Genomic DNA, 17,061 nt, shown 5'->3' with positions numbered 1-17,061 from the left:
TGCGCGGCACGGCGAGGCGCGCTTGCTTCGCGCCGTGCACATCGACGCCGAGCTGTATCCGTGGTTTTCCGTGGCCGCCATCATCTGGGGCCTGCTCGACTGCTTTTTCGGCTACCGGGTCTTCAAGCTGGCGATCGGCCTGCTCGGCGCCCTCGCCGGCGCGCTGCTCGGCCAGGCCGCGGCCCACGCCGCCGGCTGGGGCAGCGGCGGCGAGCTGGCCGGGCTCGCGGTGGGCGCGCTGCTCGGCGCGGGGCTGGCGTTCCTCGCCTACATCGCCGCGGTCTTCGTGGCGGGCTTCGGCTTCGGCGCCACGCTGGCGCTGCTGCTGCTGTCGCATTTCCACCACATGGTGGCGCTGCTCGGCGCGCTGGTGGTCGGCGTGATCGGCGGCATCGCAGCGGTGAAGCTGCAGCGCGTCGTGATCATCCTCGCCACCGCCCTGCTGGGGGCGTTCCGGGCGGTCTTCGCGCTGATGTATTTCACGCACCAGCTGGACTGGGTCTACTACTTCCGCCAGCCGCAGCAGATCCCGGCCGTGATCGACACGAACGCCTGGTTTCTGCCAGCGGTGCTCGTGCTCGCCGCGGTGGGATCGATCGCGCAGTTCGAGATCGGCGGCGGCAAGGGCGGCGGGGCGAAGAAAAAGGACAAGAAGGAAAAGCCGGCGAAGGAGTAACGCCTTGCCGCGCGGGCGACGGATCGCAGACTGCCCTTCTCCATGAAAAACACCCTGCTGGCGCTGTGCGCCGCCGTCGCCCTGATCGTGTCGCTGGCCGGCTGCTCCTCCCCCATTCCCGTCGGACTCGGCATCGAACTGGCCTCGCTCGACCCCGCCGGCGGCAAGGCGACGATCCGCTACCTGAATCCGTCCGTGGTGGCCTACAACGTCGAGCGGTCGTCGCACCGCGTCTACCTCGACGGCAAGCTCGCCGGCACGGTCGAGATCAAGGCCCCGATCGGCATCCCGCAGCAACGCAATCTCGAGCAGGGCGGCACCTTCGTCGCGGAAAAGGGCGCGAGCCTCCCGACCGGCTCGGCCAGCTATCGCGTGGAGTCGACCCTCACGCTCGTGCTCTACGGCGAGAACCTCCAGACCTCGAAGCTCAGCGGCAGCGGCACGGTGGTCGTGAAATAAAAAACGGCGCCGGATCGCTCCGGCGCCGCGGTTCGAAGTCCGATCGTCTCAGGCGGCGAGCTGGCTGACGCGGGGCGCGGCGGGCGACACGCGGAGCGGCGCGGGGAGACGGATGGGGCGGGCGATCGTCAGCGGACGATACTCGCGGCTGTATTGCGCGAGCGTCCAGGCCGCCAGACCGGCGGCGAAGAACACAGCGGCGAATTCGGCGGCGTCGAAGGCACCGCTCGCGAAGAAAACGAGACCGAAGGCGGTCGCGGCGAGGAAGGAGATCAGAGCGGTTTTCATGGTGGGAAGCGGGTTGATGCCATGAAAACACCGCGGCGGAGGAAAAGTTGCACCCCCGGGCCGAACGGCTGAGGCGCGGGACGAGCGGTCGGCGGAAAATAAAAACGGCGCGGGGGACCGCGCCGTCGGGAAAAGGCCGGGAGATCGGCTCAGCCCGCGCCGCCGCCGGAGGCGTTGGAGACGGGACTGAACTTGGTCTTCACGAGCGCGCGGATGTATTCGCGGTTCAGGCGGGCGATGAAGTCGTGCGAGATGAGCTTCGGGCACACGGCGCTGCACTCGTATTGGTTGGTGCAGTTGCCGAAGCCGAGGTCGTCCATCGTCTTCACCATCGCGAGCACGCGCTTCTCGCGCTCGGGCTGGCCCTGCGGGAGCAGCGAGAACTGCGAGACCTTGGCGGCGACGAAGAGCATCGCGGAGGCGTTCTTGCACGCGGCGACGCAGGCGCCGCAGCCGATGCACTGCGCGGCGTCCATCGCGAGGTCGGCGTCCTCCTTCGGCACGGGGATCGAGTTCGCATCCGGCGCGGCGCCGGTGCGGACGGAGATGAAGCCGCCGGCCTGCTGGATCTTGTCGAAGGCCGAGCGGTCCGTCATCAGGTCCTTCTGGATGGCGAAGGCACGGGCGCGGAAGGGCTCCACGAGGATGGTGTCGCCGTCCTTGAAGCTGCGCATGTAGGTCTGGCAGGTGGCGATGCCCTTGCCGGGGCCGTGGGGTTTGCCGTTGATCGTGCACGAGCAGGTGCCGCAGATGCCCTCGCGGCAGTCGTGGGCGAACGCGATCGGGTCCTCGCCCTTCTTCGTCAGCTCGTCGTTCACGACGTCGAGCAGCTCGAGGAAGGACATGTCGGGGTTCACGTTCGCCGCCGGGTAATCGACGAACTTGCCCGGCGCGGACGGGCCGGCCTGGCGCCAGACGCGGAGGGTGACGCTGAAGAGTTTCTTGGAAGAGTGTTCTGCAACCATGGCGTTTTGTCCTCGGGGGGCTTCTTATTTGTAGGAGCGGACGCTCATCTTCACGAATTCGTAGTTGAGCGGTTCGACGTTGCGGAGCGGCGCCTTGCCTTCGCCCTGGTATTCCCAGGCGGCGACGTGCGCGAACTTCTCGTCGTCGCGTTTGCACTCGCCGTCGGGGTATTGGTATTCCTCGCGGAAGTGGCCGCCGCAGCTCTCCTCGCGGGTGAGCGCGTCGAGGCACATGAGTTCACCGAGCTCGAGGAAGTCGGCGACGCGGCCGGCGTTTTCGAGCGACTGGTTGATGGTGTCGGCGGAGCCGGGAACTTTGACGTTCTGCCAGAACTCCTCGCGCAGGGCGGGAATTTCCTTGAGCGCGGTCTCGAGCGACTGCTTGGTGCGCGCCATGCCGCAGTTTTTCCACATGATCTGGCCGAGGCGCTTGTGGAAATGGCTGACCGGCTCCTTGCCGTTGATCGAGAGGAGGCGCTGCGAAATGCCGGCGACGTTTTCCTCGGCCTGCTTGAACTCGGCGCGGTCGGTCGAGGGCTTGTTGTTCGGCTTCTGGCCGGCGAGGTAGTCGCCGACGGTGTAGGGGATGACGAAGTAGCCGTCGGCCAGGCCCTGCATGAGGGCGGAGGCGCCGAGGCGGTTGGCGCCGTGGTCGGAGAAGTTCGCCTCGCCGAGCACGAAGAGGCCGGGGATGTTGGACATCAGGTTGTAGTCCACCCAGAGGCCGCCCATGGTATAGTGCACCGCCGGGTAGATGCGCATCGGCTGCTTGTAGGCGTTCTCGTTCGTGATCTCGTGGTAGATGTCGAAGAGGTTGCCGTAGCGCTCGCGCACGCCGGCCTCGCCGAGGCGCTTGATGGCGTCGGCGAAGTCGAGGTAGACGCCGAGGCCGGACTCGCCGACGCCGCGGCCCTCGTCGCACATGCGCATGGCGGCGCGGGAGGAGACGTCGCGCGGGGCGAGGTTGCCGAAGGACGGGTAGATGCGCTCGAGGTAGTAGTCGCGGTCCTGCTCGGGAATGTCGGCGGGATTCTTCTTCGCGTCCTCCTTCTTCTTCGGCACCCAGATGCGGCCGTCGTTGCGGAGCGACTCGGACATGAGCGTGAGCTTCGACTGGTAGTCGCCGGAGACGGGGATGCAGGTCGGGTGGATCTGCGTGTAGCAGGGATTGCCGAAGCAGGCGCCGCGCTTGTAGGCGCGCCAGATGGCGGTGGCGTTCGAGCCGCGCGCGTAGGTGGCGAGGTTGAAGACGTTGCCGTAGCCGCCGGTGGCGAGGATGACGGCGTCGGCGCTGTGGCGGGTGATGGCGCCGGTGACGAGGTTGCGGACGATGATGCCCTTGGCGTGGCCGTCAACGAGGACGAGGTCGAGCATCTCGGACTGCGTGTGGAGCTCGACGCCGCCGGCGCCGACCATCTTGGAGAGCGCGCTGTAGGCGCCGAGGAGGAGCTGCTGGCCGGTCTGGCCGCGGGCGTAGAAGGTGCGCGAGACCTGGGCGCCGCCGAAGGAGCGGTTGGCGAGGAGGCCGCCGTATTCGCGGGCGAAGGGGACGCCCTGGGCCGCGCACTGGTCGATGATGTTGACCGAGACCTCGGCGAGGCGGTGGACGTTGGCCTCGCGGGCGCGGTAGTCGCCGCCCTTGATGGTGTCGTAGAAGAGCCGGTAGACGCTGTCGCCGTCGTTCTGGTAGTTCTTGGCGGCGTTGATGCCGCCCTGGGCGGCGATGGAGTGGGCGCGGCGCGGGCTGTCGTGGAAGACGAAGCACTTCACCTTGTAGCCGAGCTCGGCGAGCGTGGCGGCGGCGGAGGAGCCGGCCAGGCCGGCGCCGACGACGATGACCTCGTATTTCCGCTTGTTGGCCGGATTGACGAGTTTGATCGAGGCCTTGTGGTTGCGCCACTTGTCGGCGAGCGGGCCGGAGGGAATCTTGGAGTCAAGTTTGGCCATGGCGGGAAAGGCTTAGAGGTGGACGTAGCCGCTGAGGACGGCGAGCGGGATGGCGGCGTTGAGGAGGAAGTAGGCCCAGCAGTAGACCTTGGCGAAGCGGTCGAGGCCGGCGGCCCAGTTCTCGTTCTTCAGGCCGAGGCTTTGGAACATCGACGAGATGCCGTGGGCGAGGTGGTAGCTGAGCAGGCCGACCGCCACGATGTAGAAGAGCGACACCGGCAGGCTGCTGAAGCCCTGCACGACCATCTTGTAGACGTCGCGCACCATCGTGCCGTCATGCAGCGCGTAGGTGTGCTGGCTCCATTCCGGGTGCTGCAGGCGCAGCGTGAAGTGGATCAGGTGGTAGACGATGAAGGCCAGGACCACGAGGCCGGTGCGGGCCATGACGCGCGAGGCGAGCGTGGCGCGGTTGACCTTGTCGACCCCGTAGGCCTCGGGCCGCGCGGCGCGGTTCTCCAGCGTGAGCTGGATGGCGAGCCAGATGTGCACCACGACACACGCGAGCAGGAAGGCCCGGATCAGCCACAGGGCCGAGCCGAGGGACTCGAGGAAGTGGCCGTAGTGATTGATCTTCTCCGGCGGGAGGAAAATCTGGAGATTGCCGATCAGGTGCCCCGTGACGAAGCCGAACAAGACAAGTCCGGTGAACGCCATGAGGAACTTCCGGCCAATAGAGGACGTGAAGAGCGAGCCGAGGAGGTTCATCGCGTAAAGGATTCGAAGCGCGCGTGGAGGGGTGGGACGTCGAAGCGACGGCAAGAAACCAACGCCCCTCACCGATGTAAAGTGCGCCGCCCGGCGGCCGGACGCCCCCGGGGGTTTATTAGGCTCCCTAACCCGGGCGAGAAGCGCGGTGTCACCGCGGGCTCCACCCCGATTGCGCTCAAGCCCCCGGCACCGCGTGCCGATGCCACCGTAGCGGTTGAACTCTCCAGCGCCATGTCTTTCCCGGCTCGGCCTCCTCCTCGGCATGGGGGTGGCGATCCTTGGCGCGCTCCCGGCCGTCGCACAGGTGGCGATCACCAGCGTGGACTACGGCACCACGACCAACGGCACCGATCGCACCGCCGGCAACCTCACCTACCTCAACCAGGTGACCCCGGTTAGCTACGTCAGCTCCTCGCTCGGCACCTACAGCATCAACGGCTCGCTTGCCTCCTCGGTCTCCTTCCGTCGCAACACGAGCGCGGGCAACGCGAATTCGGCGAACGTCTACTATCAGTATTCGTCCGCCACCGACACCACCGCCAGCGTCATCGGCAAGGGCGACACCTCCCCCAACCTCTCCGAGGTCATGCTCAGCGGCGACCTCAGCCAGGGCATCCGCAACCCCTTCGCGAACGGCAGCAGCTCCTCCGAATCGAACATCGAGCGCATCGATTTCTACTTCTCCGGCGGCTACACGGTGAAAGCCGGCGACGCCATCGTGCTCTTCGACCTGGAGAACTACGGCGATCACGGCGACGGCTTCCGCGTCGCCGCCTTCACCTCGGTCGGCTCCGTCAACGGCGCCGCCAATGCCCCGACGGCCTATGCCAACTCCGGTCTGCTCGTCGCCTCCGGCACCATGGGCGATCCGGTCGACACTCCCACGGGCACCAACGCGAAGTATCTGCTCTCCACCACCACCAACGGCGACAGCCTCTCCAGCAGCCAGTCCCTCACTTCGCTCGACTACAACACGGGCACGCCGGGCTCGAACGACCTTTACCTCGTCGGCATCCTCATCCGCTTCACCGACCTCGGCCTCTCCGTCGGCCAGACCATCTACGGCTACTCGCTCATGGCGGGCGATGTCACGGCCTCGAGCGGCTCGGATCTGGTGAACTGGAACAACACCTCCGTCTACGCCACGAACACGGACGCCAGCACCTGGGGCAACGCCGACTTCGCCGGCTTCGGAGCACAGATTGCCCGTCCGGTGCCCGAATCACGCGTTTACGGGGCTCTCTTCCTCGCCGTCGGCATGGTCTGGGGGCTGTGGAAATTCCGCCGCGCGAAGCCCTACACAAACATCTGCAGGGAAGCATCTAAAGCGGGATAGTAGTCCCGGGACGCGCGCGCCGGCAGCGCAGAGGGAGAGATCAATCCCGATCATAATAGGTGTTTTCACCTATTTGTTTGACTGCGCCCGATGGCCCTAGCATGGCTAGGTCCATGCCTCCCGTCCCCCACCTGCTTCGTTACCTACGTGCGCTGTGCGTGGGCACGGCCATGGGGACGCTGGCTCTCCCGCTATCGGCGCAGATCGCCGTGACGGCGGTCGACTACGGCACGACAGTCGATACGACCAACCGCACAGCGGGCAACGTCACCTACCTCAACCAATACACGCCGGTCGAATACATCTCCACCTCGCTCGGCACCTACAATTTCAACGGCCCGCTCGCGAGCGCCGTCAATTTCCGCCGCAACACCTCTTCCGGCAATCCGAACAACTCCACGGTCTTCTACCAATACTCGTCGACCAGCAACGGCAACGCCACCGTCCTCGGCAAGGGCGACTCCTCGCCGACGATGTCCGAGGTGATGCTCAGCAACGACCTCACGCAGGGCCTCCGCAATCCGTTCGCCAACAGCTCCAGCTCGACCAGCTCCAACATCGAGCGCATCGATTTCTACTTCTCCGGCGGCTACACCGTGCAGGAGGGAGACGCGATGGTGTTCTTCGACCTCGAGAACGTCGGCAATTACGGCGACGGCTTCCGCGTTTCCGCCTTCACGTCCGTCGGCACCGTCAACGGCGTCGCCAATGCGCCCAACGCCTACGCCAACTCCGGCCTCCTCGTCCAGCCCGGCACCTTCGGCAACGCCGTGGCCACGCCCGACGGCTCGAACGCCAAATACCTCCGCGCCACCACCACCAGCGGCGACAACCTCGCCAGCGGCCAGTCGATCACCACGCTCGACACCAACTCCGGCACGCCGAACAGCAACGATCTCTACCTCGTCGGCATCCTGATCCGTTTCACCGATCTCGGCCTCTCCGTCGGCCAGACCATCTACGGCTACTCGCTCATGGCGGGCGACGTCACCGCCTCGAGCGGCTCCGACCTGGTCAACTGGAACAACAGCTCCGTCTACCTCACGAACACCGATCCGAATTCGTGGGGCAACATGGATTTCATGGGCTTCGGCGCGCAAATCTCGCGCCCGGTGCCCGAGCCGTCGACCTACGGCGCGCTCTTCCTGGGCGCCGGCCTGGCCTGCTTCGGCCTCCGGCGCTGGCGCGCGCTTCGCGCGACGCCGGGGCGTTGATCCCCCAGCCCCCGCCGCGCGCCCGCGCGGCTACCTCGCCAGCGGCTTCAGCAGCGCGAACTTTCCGCTCGCGGCCGGTTGGATGAACTTCCGGCGGAACAGCGTCACGCGCGCTCCGTCGCCGAGCACCGCCGCGATCTTGTCCGCAAACCCGTCCGGCGCGATCGAGTCCGCCACGTATTGCAGCTCCCAGCGCTGCTCGGAGACCTGCACCAGGCTCCAGTGCCAGCACTCGAATTCCGCCGGCAGCACCTGATCGATCTCGAAGGCCGACACGACGACGCCGTCGCCGCGCGTGTGCAGGTCCTTCTCGCGACCGAGAATCCGATAGCCCGTCGGTGTGCGGCGCACGATGTCGCCCGTGTGGTAGCGCAGCAGCGGCATCGCCACGCGATCGCGGGTCGTCACGTAGATCTGGAACGCGTCCGGATCGTTCTCGCGCCACGGCACGAGCTCGATGAAGCAGTTGGCATCGACCACCTGCAGGTTGTCGCGGAACGCGTCGCCGACGAAAAGGTAACCCGCCTCGGTCGAGCCGTAGAGGTCGACCTGCGCCGCACCGGGGAAAGCCTCCGCGATGCGCCGGCTGTGCTGGAGGCTGGCCTTGCCGTAGGTGAGGATGACGGTCTTCACGCTCGGCACCTGCACGTGCCGCTTCTTCAGCGCGCGCGCCAGGAGCGAGAGGTAGACGGGCTCGCCCTCGAGCACCTCGGGCTGCACGGCCTGCAACTCGCGCGCGATGCGCTCCCACTCGCCCTCGGGAAATGCGAACGGATCGCTCGAGAGGTTGAGGTAGACCGTGCCGTCGAAATAGCGGTGCGGGAACGGATGGTCCTCGTAGGGACAGAGGTTGCTCGAGCAGCCGACCGGGGCGAGCACGCACTTGCGATACGGCCGGTCGACATACTGCGCCAGCACTGGATGCGCGAGGTAGGCGCGGCGCGTCTGCGCGTTCCACCACCCGTCCTCCATCACGACGGTCATCGGGCCGCTCGTCGTGCCGGAGGTGTGCTCGTATTCGTATTTTTTCTGCGCGAACCCGCGCTCGATCTCGCGGTAGTCGGCGAAGAACGCCGTGTGGCCGCGCTGCACGATCTCCTGCTTCGTCAGCACCGGGATCTCGCGGTAACAGCTCCACTGCAGCGGCTCGCGATGGAGCGGGAAGCGCTGCGGGTAGAGCGGGCTGCGCCCGTAGATGGCGCGGATTTCGGACTCGAGCGTCGCCGGCAGGCGACAGTCATCCAGCTCGCCGAGCGTGTCGGGCGAGTTGGCGAACGCGGGCGTGGAGACGGCGCTTTCCATCGGGGATGGCGCAGTAAACGTGCCCCCCGGGCAAAGTCAAACGACCGACCGGGCATATTCGCCGCCGCCGCGCGCAGGTGCCGGCGCGCGGGAGCAGGACAGTTCCCGGGGTCACCGCGCCCGCAACTGCTCCCACAGCGGGCGGAAGAGCAGCAGGCCGTCGAGCACGAGCGCGTGCGTGATTTCGCCGCGGAACGCCCGGGCGTAGACGTCGTCCGCCGGCAGCGCGAGAATCTCGAATTCCTCGTTCGGGTCCCACGCCAGTTCCCGGGTCCGCCGCGCCTGCTCGACGAACACAAGGTGGCAGCGGTTGGTCTGGATCGCCGGATTCGGGTGGACCGAACCGAGCAGGCGCGCGCGCTCGCCCACGAAGCCGGTCTCCTCCGCGAGCTCGCGCAGGGCCGCAGTCACCGGATCCTCGCCGGCCTCCATCACGCCGCCCGGGATCTCGAGCGAGAGATCGTTCGTGCCGAAGCGGAATTGCCGCACCAGCACGATCTCGTGCGCCGGGGTGAGCGCGACCACGTTCACCCAGTCCGGGGCGTTGATCAGGAAAAAATCGCGCGGCGCCGGATGCGCGGGATGCTGGAAGTCCACGCTCTGCACGTCGAAGATGCGCGTGCGCGCGATGGCGCGCGCCCCGAGCTTTTTCCAGCGCTGCGGCTTTTCCGAGGAACTCATGGGCGGAGGAAAGAGCGCGCCCCGGCGGGAGACAAGTGACGAGTGCGCCGCGCGCTTCCGCCCCGCCGGCGGGGCGGAAGCGTTCCCGCCCAATAAAAAAGCCTCCGCGGTGGCGGAGGCTTGGGGAAACTCTTTCGGCAGGCGATTTACTTGCCGGCCGGCAGCTTGATCTTCTGGCCGATGTGGAGCTTGGTCGGGTTGAGGCCCGGGTTCTCGGCGAGGATCGCATCGACGCTCGTGCCGAACTTGCGCGCGATCTTGCTGAGGCCGTCACCCGCGGCGACGGTGTAGGTGCCGTCGGCGTTCTTCACGCCCGTCGGAGCGGCCTTGCCGCCCTTGCCGCCGGCGACCGGAGCGGGCTTCTTCATCGCCTCTTCCATCTTCGTCAGCTGCGCGCGGATGGCGCCGATCTCGGTGCCGACCTGATTGAGGGCGTTCTGCACGCCATCGCGGAGATTCTTCATGTCGCCGTCGACCTTCGCGCCCTGCGAGCGGACCTCGGTCTCGAGCGTCGCGATCTTGGCGATCTCGTCGCCATGCGCGGCCAGGGTCTTCTTGACCGTGGAGAGTTGCACGAGGGCGACCACGGCCAGGAGGAGGCCGATGACGCCGGTAAACGCACCGATCATCGGCACGATATTGCTGGAGCTGGAGCTGCTGTCGCGGGAAAGAGTGTCCATTTGGTGAGAGATTGAGGAAACTTGTGTAGGGAGCGCGTCGGAGTGACGCAAGAAGCATTTGTTCACGAAATTGGCACCGGGAAGGCGGCTTCTCACTGGCCTGCCGCAACCTGCACAACTGCGCGCCGCATATGCCAAAATCCGATGAATCCCGGCCAAGCGGGCCCGGGCTTCTCCTCCGCCACGGGCAGAGTGGTCGGGGCGGCGAGATTCGAACTCGCGACCTCCTGGTCCCAAACCAGGCGCTCTACCAGGCTAAGCTACACCCCGATGACGGGCGCCAGCGGAGTCCAAGCGGCGCGGGGAGTCAAGGGAGCGGATGAGCCGTCCGCGGGCGCCCTCCCGGGGCCGGAGTAGAAAAAGGACGTGCAACCGGCAGCGCCCCGACCTAACCACGCGACGTTTTGGGCCGGCATTGCGCACCGTTGTCTGCGCCTCCCCATCATGAAAACCGCCGCCCACCTCCTCTGCCGCGCCCTGGCGCTCGTCACCGCCTCCTGCTCGCTCGCGGCGCACGCCCAGCTGTTCACCTACGCGTTCGACGACGTCAGCACCTTCTCCGGCCGGTCCTCGGCCGGCGGCACGGCGAACAATCTCACGTTCTCAAGCTTCACCGCCACGAACACTCTCTCGGCCAACTCGAACACCGCCGGCGTGTTCGCGTTCGGCTCCTGGGTGGCCGGCGGGGCGACCGACGGGAGCAACACCTTCACCGGCAGCCCCGACGCGACCGAGTATCTCGAATTCACCGTCACGCCCGGCAACGGCTTCCAGTATTCGCTCAGCAGCATCTCCTTCTCCGCCGGGCGCACCTCCACCGGGCCGCGGCAATTCGTCGTGCGCTCGAGCGCGGACAACTACACCTCCAACCTGGCGGCGAGCGCGACGAGTCCGCTGAGCGTCGTCGGCAACAACATCGTCCAGCTGACCGACAACACCACGACCAACCTCGTGGCCGGCCAGTCGATCACGCTGTCGAGCGGCGCCTTCAGCCAGCTGACCTCGGCGCTCACGTTCCGGATCTTCGCGTTCAACGCGGAGGGCGCCGGGCAGTTCCGCCTCGACAACGTGGCGATCAACGGCGCCGTCTCCGCCGTGCCCGAGCCGGCCGCGACCGCCGCGCTGGCCGGCCTCGGCGCGCTCCTGTGCGGCGCGCTGGCGCGGAGAAACAAAAATCCTCCGCGGTTCGAGCGGAGGATCGGAGAGACGGAGCGCGCGGCGGGGTCAGCCCTTCGGCTTGAACTCCACGCTCGGCGTGCCGGCGGCCGCGGGAGCGGCGGGCTTGCCGGCGGCGAGCTGCACGCTGAGCGCGGCGGCGCGCTGCGCCCAGAGGCCGGCGGCCTCGATCTTGGCGATCTCGTCGATGAGCTTCTTGGCGTCGTCGACGCGGCCCGCTTCCTTGGCGAGCACGGCGAGATGATAGGTGGCCTCGGCGCGGGTGGCGGGCATCGCCTTGGTGTCGGCGCTGAGCGCCTTGAGCGCGGCCTCGCCGGCAGCCTGGTCGCCAGCGGCGAGCTGGCTCATCGCGGCGCCGAGCTTGGCGCGCGACTTCAGGGTGTCGTTCTCCAGCGTGTCGCCGGCCTTGGCGTAGGTCGCGGCCGCGGACTTGTAGTCGTTCTTGGCGTAGGCGTCGTCGGCGACGCGGAGCAGGGCGACGCCGGCCAGCGCGTGGCCCTTGTTGGCCTCGGCGAATTTGGCGAGCTGGTCGACGCGGTCGCCGGCCTTGGCATATTCCTCCTGCACGCCTTGTTCGCGCGAGGATTGGAACCACTGCCAGCCTTCGCGGCCGATCAGGCCGAGCAGCACGGCGGCGACGAGAACGAGAATGAACGAGCGGTTCTTCTCCCAAAACGAGTGCACGTCGGCGGCGAAGGCGTCGGCACCGGCGGGCGGCGGCGGGTTGGCCGGATCGTGCGGGGAGTGGCGGAGGGGACGTTGCTCATGGGAAACGCGCAACATGGGCAACGCCCCGGGCGCGCTCAAGCCCGGAATCGGAGGGCGACGGCAGCCATTCCCGAGGGATGAGGGGCGACGGACAAGGCGCGACGGACCGGGGCAAAGCGGTAGGGGCGCTTGTCCCCAAGCGCCCTCGTCGTGCGATGCGGTCGGCGGACCGAAGGGCGGTGGAGGACAACCGCCCCTACCCCGATTGAGGGCGCGCCGGACCCTCAGTCGAACACCACCGTCTTGCGGCCAAAGACGAGCACGCGGTTCTCGAGGTGCCAGCGCAGGGCCTGCGCGAGGACAAGTTTCTCGAGATCGCGGCCCTTGCGGACGAGGTCCTCGACGCTGTGGCGGTGCGTCACGCGCGTGACGTCCTGATGGATGATCGGGCCGTCGTCGAGGACGGCGGTCGCGTAATGCGCCGTGGCGCCGATGAGTTTCACGCCGCGCTCATGCGCCTGGTGATACGGGCGGCCGCCGGCGAAGGCCGGCAGGAACGAGTGGTGGATGTTGATCACCGGCCGGCCGAACGCCGCGAGGAAATCCGCCGAGAGCACCTGCATGTAGCGCGCGAGCACGACGACATCGGCCCGCAGGCGCCGCAGCAGCGCGAGCTGGCGGGCCTCGGCCTTCGCCTTCGTCCCGGTCGCGACGGGCAGGTGGAAAAACTTCAGCCCGTAGCCGCGGGCGGCCGCCGCGAGCTCGCGGTGATTCGAGACGACACCGACGATCTCGCACGGGAACTCGCCGGCGCGCCAGCGCAGCACGATGTCGTGGAAGCAGTGCTCGGCCTTGGACACGAAGAGCACCACGCGCGCCCGCCGCGCGGAGTCGGTCACGACCGCGCTCATGCGCAGGTCGTTGCGGGCGTAGGCGAGGAAGGCCTTCTCCTCGGCCGCGGGCTTCGCGCCGGCGGGCGGCACCCACTCGATGCGCTGGAAGAAAATCCCCTCGTCCTCGTCGCGGTGCTGGTCGGCGTGCAGGATGTTGCCGCCGCGCTGGAAGATCCATCCCGACGCCCGCGCGACGAGGCCCCGTTGGTCGGGACCGTGCAGCAGGGCGACGAGCGTGAGCGGAGCATCGGAGGGCATGCGGGCAACCCTAGCCGAGCCGAGCGACCTTGGGGAGCAAGGCGCGTGTCATGCGATCGCCTGCCCCACCCTTGATCCCGACTCGAGTCGACAAAATTCCCGTGTCGCAGATCTAAATACTTACGGGCTCCAGCGTTCTCCCGCCGCGCCTCACCGTTAGGGGACCGCGCTCCGATTAACTCCCACCATCATGCCTTTTTGTCCCGACGCGTCCCCCTTTGCTGCCGAAGCGCCGGATCAATCAATCTCCGTTCCTCCCCTCTTCTCCGACCCGCTCCCTTTCAATCGGGTCGCTTCGGGAAAAGCATCATCCCGGCCGAGACGTCATCGGCTGCCCATCGGGGCCCTGCCAAACGCCATAGCCCCGCTGTAGGGCGGGGTCTCCGACCCCGCCGCGACGTTCGCCTATCGGCACGAGACGGCGAGCGATGCCTGGTGTGGCGAAGGCGGGGTCGCGAGACCCCGCCCTTCACCGGAGACACGCTCAGGCCATCGGCACCGTGTTGTGGCGGTATTGCTGGATCGGGCGGACGCCGACCTGGAGGTTCTTCATCGCGCGGATGCCGTTCAGCGCGGCCTGGGCGCCGGTCAGCGTCGTCGAGATGGCGACGTTGTTGGCGTAGGCGGCGGCGCGGATCGCGTTCTCGTCCTGGCGCGGGACCATGCCGCGAGGCGTGTTCACCACGAACTGGATCTCGCCGTTCTTGATCATGTCGACGCAGTTCGGGCGGCCTTCGTTGAGCTTGAAGACCGGCTGCACCGCGAGGCCGTGCGACTGGAGGAGCTTGGCCGTGTTCGTGGTCGAGCAGACGGTGAAGCCGAGCGCGATGAAACCCTTGGCGAGTTCGACCACCTGCGGCTTGTCGGAGTCCTTGACCGAGATGAAGACCTTGCCCTTGAGCGGGAGCGAGGGCTTGGCGGCCATCTGCGTCTTCGCGTAGGCGATGCCGAGGTCGTCGTCCATGCCCATGACCTCGCCCGTCGAACGCATCTCGGGGCTGAGCACGATGGCGGCGCCGGGGAAGCGGTTGAAGGGAAACACGGCTTCCTTCACGCACCAGTGCTTGGGCTGGATTTCCTTGGTGAAGCCGAGGTCCTTGAGCTTGGCGCCAGCCATGACGCGCGCGGCGAGCTTGGCCAGCGGCACGCCGATGGCCTTGGCGACGAACGGCACCGTGCGCGACGCGCGCGGGTTGACCTCGAGGACGTAGAGCTGGTTGTCCTTGATCGCGAACTGGACGTTCATCAGGCCGACAACCTTGAGCGCTTTCGCGAGCGCATAGGTCGCCTGGCGGACGGTGCCGAGCATCTCCTTCGAGAGCGTGTGCGGCGGCATCACCATGGCGGCGTCGCCCGAGTGCACGCCGGCGAACTCGATGTGCTCGAGCATGCCGCCGACGAGCGTCGTCTCGCCGTCGCTGATGCAGTCGACGTCGAGCTCGATCGCGTCCTCGAGGAACTTGTCGATCAGCACGGGCTTGCCCGGCATGACGGCGAAGACCTGGTGCACGACCTCGCGCAGCTCGGCTTCGTTGTAGAGGATGAACATGCCGCGGCCGCCGAGCACGAACGACGGGCGCACGAGCACCGGGTAACCGAGCTCGCCGGCGGAGGCGATGGCCTCGGGCTCGGACATCGCGATGCGGTTGGCGGGCGACTTGAGCTTCAGCGCGTCGAGGACGGCGGCGAAGAGCTTGCGGTCCTCGGCGGTGTCGATGCTTTCCGGCGAGGTGCCGATGATGTTCACGCCGCGGGCCTTCAGGGCGCTGGCAAGATTGAGCGGCGTCTGGCCGCCGAACTGCGCGATGGCGCCGACGCAGCCCTCCTGCTCGTAGATCTCAAGCACGTCCTCGAGCGTGAGCGGCTCGAAGTAGAGGCGGTCGGAAGTGTCGTAGTCGGTCGAGACGGTCTCGGGGTTCGAGTTGACCATCACGGTCTCGAAGCCGGCCTCGCGCAGCGCGAACGACGCGTGCACGCAGCAGTAGTCGAACTCGATGCCCTGGCCGATGCGGTTCGGGCCGCCGCCGATGATCATGATCTTCTTTTTCTTCGAAGGCAGGATCTCGTTCTCGTCGCCGTAGCTCGAGTAGTAGTAAGGCGTGAACGCCTCGAACTCCGCAGCGCAGGTGTCGACGAGGCGGTAGGTCGTGTGGACGCCGGCCTTCTTGCGCGCGGCGCGCATGGTGTCGAAGTCGGCCTTGAGGAAGTGCGCGAGCTGCGCGTCGGAGAAACCGAACTGCTTCGCGCGCTTCAGCGTGCGCGGGTCGAGCGTGGCGAGGGAGAGCGTCTTCAGGTGCTGCTCCATCTCGTGGAGCTCGCGCAGCTGGTGCAGGAACCACGGATCGATCTTCGTCAGGTTGAAGATGTCGTCGACCGACATGCCGGCCATGAACGCCCAGCGGATGTAGTAGACGCGCTCGGCGTTCGGCGTGCCGAGTTTCTGGCGGAGCGTGGCGTCGTCGGGGAGCTCGTCGTGGCCGTATTTGCCGCCGCCGCCCCAGCCGCGCGCGCCGGTCTCGAGCGAGCGCAGGCACTTCTGGAAGGACTCCTTGAAGGTGCGGCCGATGGCCATCGCCTCGCCGACGGACTTCATCGCGGAGGTGAGCGTGGCGTTGGCGCCGGGGAATTTCTCGAAGGTGAAGCGCGGGATCTTCGTGACGACGTAGTCGATCGTCGGCTCGAAGCTGGCGGGCGTGAGGCGCGTGATGTCGTTGCGCAGCTCGTCGAGCGTGTAGCCGACGGCGAGCTTGGCGGCGATCTTGGCGATGGGAAAGCCGGTGGCCTTCGACGCGAGCGCGGACGAGCGCGACACGCGCGGGTTCATCTCGATCACGACCATGCGGCCGGTGGCCGGGTCGACGGAGAACTGGATGTTGGAGCCGCCGGTCTCGACGCCGATCTCGCGGATGACGGCGAACGACGCGTCGCGCATCACCTGGTATTCCTTGTCGGTGAGCGTGAGCGCGGGCGCGACGGTGATCGAGTCGCCGGTGTGCACGCCCATCGGGTCGAAGTTCTCGATGGAGCAGATGACGACGCACTGGTCCTTGTGGTCGCGCATGACCTCCATCTCGTATTCCTTCCAGCCGAGGAGGCATTCCTCGACGAGGACTTCGTGCACGGGCGAGGCCTCGAGGCCGCCGTTGACGATCTGCTCGAATTCCTCGCGGTTGTAGGCGACGCCGCCACCGGTGCCGCCGAGCGTGAAGGACGGGCGGATGATGAGCGGGAACATGCCGATCTCGTCGGCGGCCTTGCGGGCGTCCTCGAGCGTCTTGACGACGCGGGACTTCGCGCAATCGAGGCCGATCTTGAGCATGGCCTCCTTGAACAGCTGGCGGTCCTCGCCCTTCTCGATCGCGGGCGGCTTGGCGCCGATCATCTCGACGTGGTATTTCTCGAGGATGCCGGCCTTGTGCAGCTGCATCGAGAGGTTGAGCGCGGTCTGGCCGCCGAGGGTCGGGAGCAGCGCGGACGGGCGCTCCTTGGCGATGATCTTCTCGAGGATCTCGACCGTGAGCGGCTCGATGTAGGTGACGTCGGCGAACTCCGGATCGGTCATGATCGTGGCCGGATTGGAGTTCACGAGGATGACTTTGTAGCCCTCCTCCTTGAGCGCCTTGCACGCTTGGGTGCCGGAATAGTCGAATTCGCAGGCCTGGCCGATGATGATGGGGCCGGCGCCGATGATCAGGATGGACTCGAGGTCAGTGCGTTTAGGCATGAGCGCAGATTTCGGCGAGGGTTGGGACCGTGCCTAGGCTCCGCAA

Annotated in this window: 16 protein-coding genes and 1 tRNA gene; 4 read left to right on the top strand and 13 right to left on the bottom strand. The window is 67.1% G+C overall.

Going from position 1 to position 17,061, the window contains the following annotated elements; all coding sequences use genetic code 11:
* Positions 1-34: 34 nt before the first annotated feature.
* Together ACMYLB_RS04210 and ACMYLB_RS04205 are read left to right on the top strand one after the other, a co-directional pair.
* The gene (locus ACMYLB_RS04210; RefSeq protein ID WP_415909721.1) at positions 35-676 is read left to right on the top strand and encodes a DUF4203 domain-containing protein; all 642 of its coding nucleotides are present in this window, start codon (positions 35-37) and stop codon (positions 674-676) included.
* A gap of 42 nt (positions 677-718) precedes the next feature.
* Positions 719-1,135: a hypothetical protein gene (locus tag ACMYLB_RS04205; protein ID WP_415909720.1), complete on the top strand. Its 417-nt coding sequence runs from the start codon at positions 719-721 to the stop codon at positions 1,133-1,135.
* A gap of 48 nt (positions 1,136-1,183) precedes the next feature.
* Here ACMYLB_RS04205 and ACMYLB_RS04200 read toward each other — a convergent pair whose 3' ends face one another.
* The 4 genes from ACMYLB_RS04200 to ACMYLB_RS04185 form a co-directional block, all read right to left on the bottom strand.
* Positions 1,184-1,423, bottom strand: a complete 240-nt coding sequence (locus tag ACMYLB_RS04200) for a hypothetical protein (RefSeq protein ID WP_415909719.1) — start codon at positions 1,421-1,423, stop codon at positions 1,184-1,186.
* Positions 1,424-1,572: 149 nt separating this feature from the next.
* Positions 1,573-2,388 carry a succinate dehydrogenase/fumarate reductase iron-sulfur subunit gene (locus ACMYLB_RS04195; RefSeq protein ID WP_415909718.1) on the bottom strand — a complete coding sequence of 272 codons (816 nt, stop codon included), beginning with the start codon at positions 2,386-2,388 and terminating at the stop codon, positions 1,573-1,575.
* 24 nt (positions 2,389-2,412) lie between these two features.
* Positions 2,413-4,335, bottom strand: coding sequence for a fumarate reductase/succinate dehydrogenase flavoprotein subunit (locus ACMYLB_RS04190; protein ID WP_415909717.1), 1,923 nt, complete (start codon positions 4,333-4,335; stop codon positions 2,413-2,415).
* A gap of 12 nt (positions 4,336-4,347) precedes the next feature.
* Positions 4,348-5,040 carry a succinate dehydrogenase cytochrome b subunit gene (locus ACMYLB_RS04185; RefSeq protein ID WP_415909716.1) on the bottom strand — a complete coding sequence of 231 codons (693 nt, stop codon included), beginning with the start codon at positions 5,038-5,040 and terminating at the stop codon, positions 4,348-4,350.
* A 217-nt stretch (positions 5,041-5,257) separates the two neighbouring features.
* On the opposite strand from ACMYLB_RS04185, the gene ACMYLB_RS04180 reads away from it, so the two are divergent.
* The gene (locus tag ACMYLB_RS04180; RefSeq protein ID WP_415909715.1) at positions 5,258-6,379 is read left to right on the top strand and encodes a hypothetical protein; all 1,122 of its coding nucleotides are present in this window, start codon (positions 5,258-5,260) and stop codon (positions 6,377-6,379) included.
* A 113-nt stretch (positions 6,380-6,492) separates the two neighbouring features.
* A complete protein-coding gene (locus ACMYLB_RS04175; protein ID WP_415909714.1) occupies positions 6,493-7,593 on the top strand; it encodes a PEP-CTERM sorting domain-containing protein in 1,101 nt (366 codons plus the stop codon).
* Positions 7,594-7,623: 30 nt separating this feature from the next.
* On the opposite strand, the gene ACMYLB_RS04170 is transcribed toward ACMYLB_RS04175, so the two are convergent.
* From ACMYLB_RS04170 to carB, 9 genes are all read right to left on the bottom strand, one after another.
* Complete coding sequence (locus ACMYLB_RS04170; RefSeq protein WP_415909713.1) at positions 7,624-8,895, bottom strand: CoF synthetase; 1,272 nt, start codon at positions 8,893-8,895, stop codon at positions 7,624-7,626.
* Positions 8,896-9,006: 111 nt separating this feature from the next.
* Positions 9,007-9,576: an NUDIX hydrolase gene (locus ACMYLB_RS04165; RefSeq protein ID WP_415909712.1), complete on the bottom strand. Its 570-nt coding sequence runs from the start codon at positions 9,574-9,576 to the stop codon at positions 9,007-9,009.
* 146 nt (positions 9,577-9,722) lie between these two features.
* Positions 9,723-10,256: a LysM peptidoglycan-binding domain-containing protein gene (locus ACMYLB_RS04160; protein ID WP_415909711.1), complete on the bottom strand. Its 534-nt coding sequence runs from the start codon at positions 10,254-10,256 to the stop codon at positions 9,723-9,725.
* A 193-nt stretch (positions 10,257-10,449) separates the two neighbouring features.
* Positions 10,450-10,526 (bottom strand) — tRNA-Pro (locus tag ACMYLB_RS04155).
* Positions 10,527-10,786: 260 nt separating this feature from the next.
* A complete protein-coding gene (locus ACMYLB_RS04150) occupies positions 10,787-11,113 on the bottom strand; it encodes a hypothetical protein (protein WP_415909710.1) in 327 nt (108 codons plus the stop codon).
* On the bottom strand, positions 11,114-11,290 hold the full coding sequence (locus ACMYLB_RS04145) for a hypothetical protein (protein WP_415909709.1): 177 nt from the start codon (positions 11,288-11,290) through the stop codon (positions 11,114-11,116).
* 190 nt (positions 11,291-11,480) lie between these two features.
* Positions 11,481-12,215: a tetratricopeptide repeat protein gene (locus ACMYLB_RS04140; protein ID WP_415909708.1), complete on the bottom strand. Its 735-nt coding sequence runs from the start codon at positions 12,213-12,215 to the stop codon at positions 11,481-11,483.
* A 209-nt stretch (positions 12,216-12,424) separates the two neighbouring features.
* Complete coding sequence (gene purU / locus ACMYLB_RS04135) at positions 12,425-13,291, bottom strand: formyltetrahydrofolate deformylase (protein WP_415909707.1); 867 nt, start codon at positions 13,289-13,291, stop codon at positions 12,425-12,427.
* Between the two features lie 484 nt (positions 13,292-13,775).
* Positions 13,776-17,015, bottom strand: a complete 3,240-nt coding sequence (gene carB, locus ACMYLB_RS04130; protein ID WP_415909706.1) for a carbamoyl-phosphate synthase large subunit — start codon at positions 17,013-17,015, stop codon at positions 13,776-13,778.
* Positions 17,016-17,061: the final 46 nt, after the last annotated feature.

Source organism: Oleiharenicola sp. Vm1, from assembly GCF_047777955.1.
Classification (GTDB): domain Bacteria; phylum Verrucomicrobiota; class Verrucomicrobiia; order Opitutales; family Opitutaceae; genus Didemnitutus.
The sequence above is the reverse complement of the archived record's forward strand: the minus strand, read 5'-3'. Positions and strand labels throughout refer to the sequence as shown.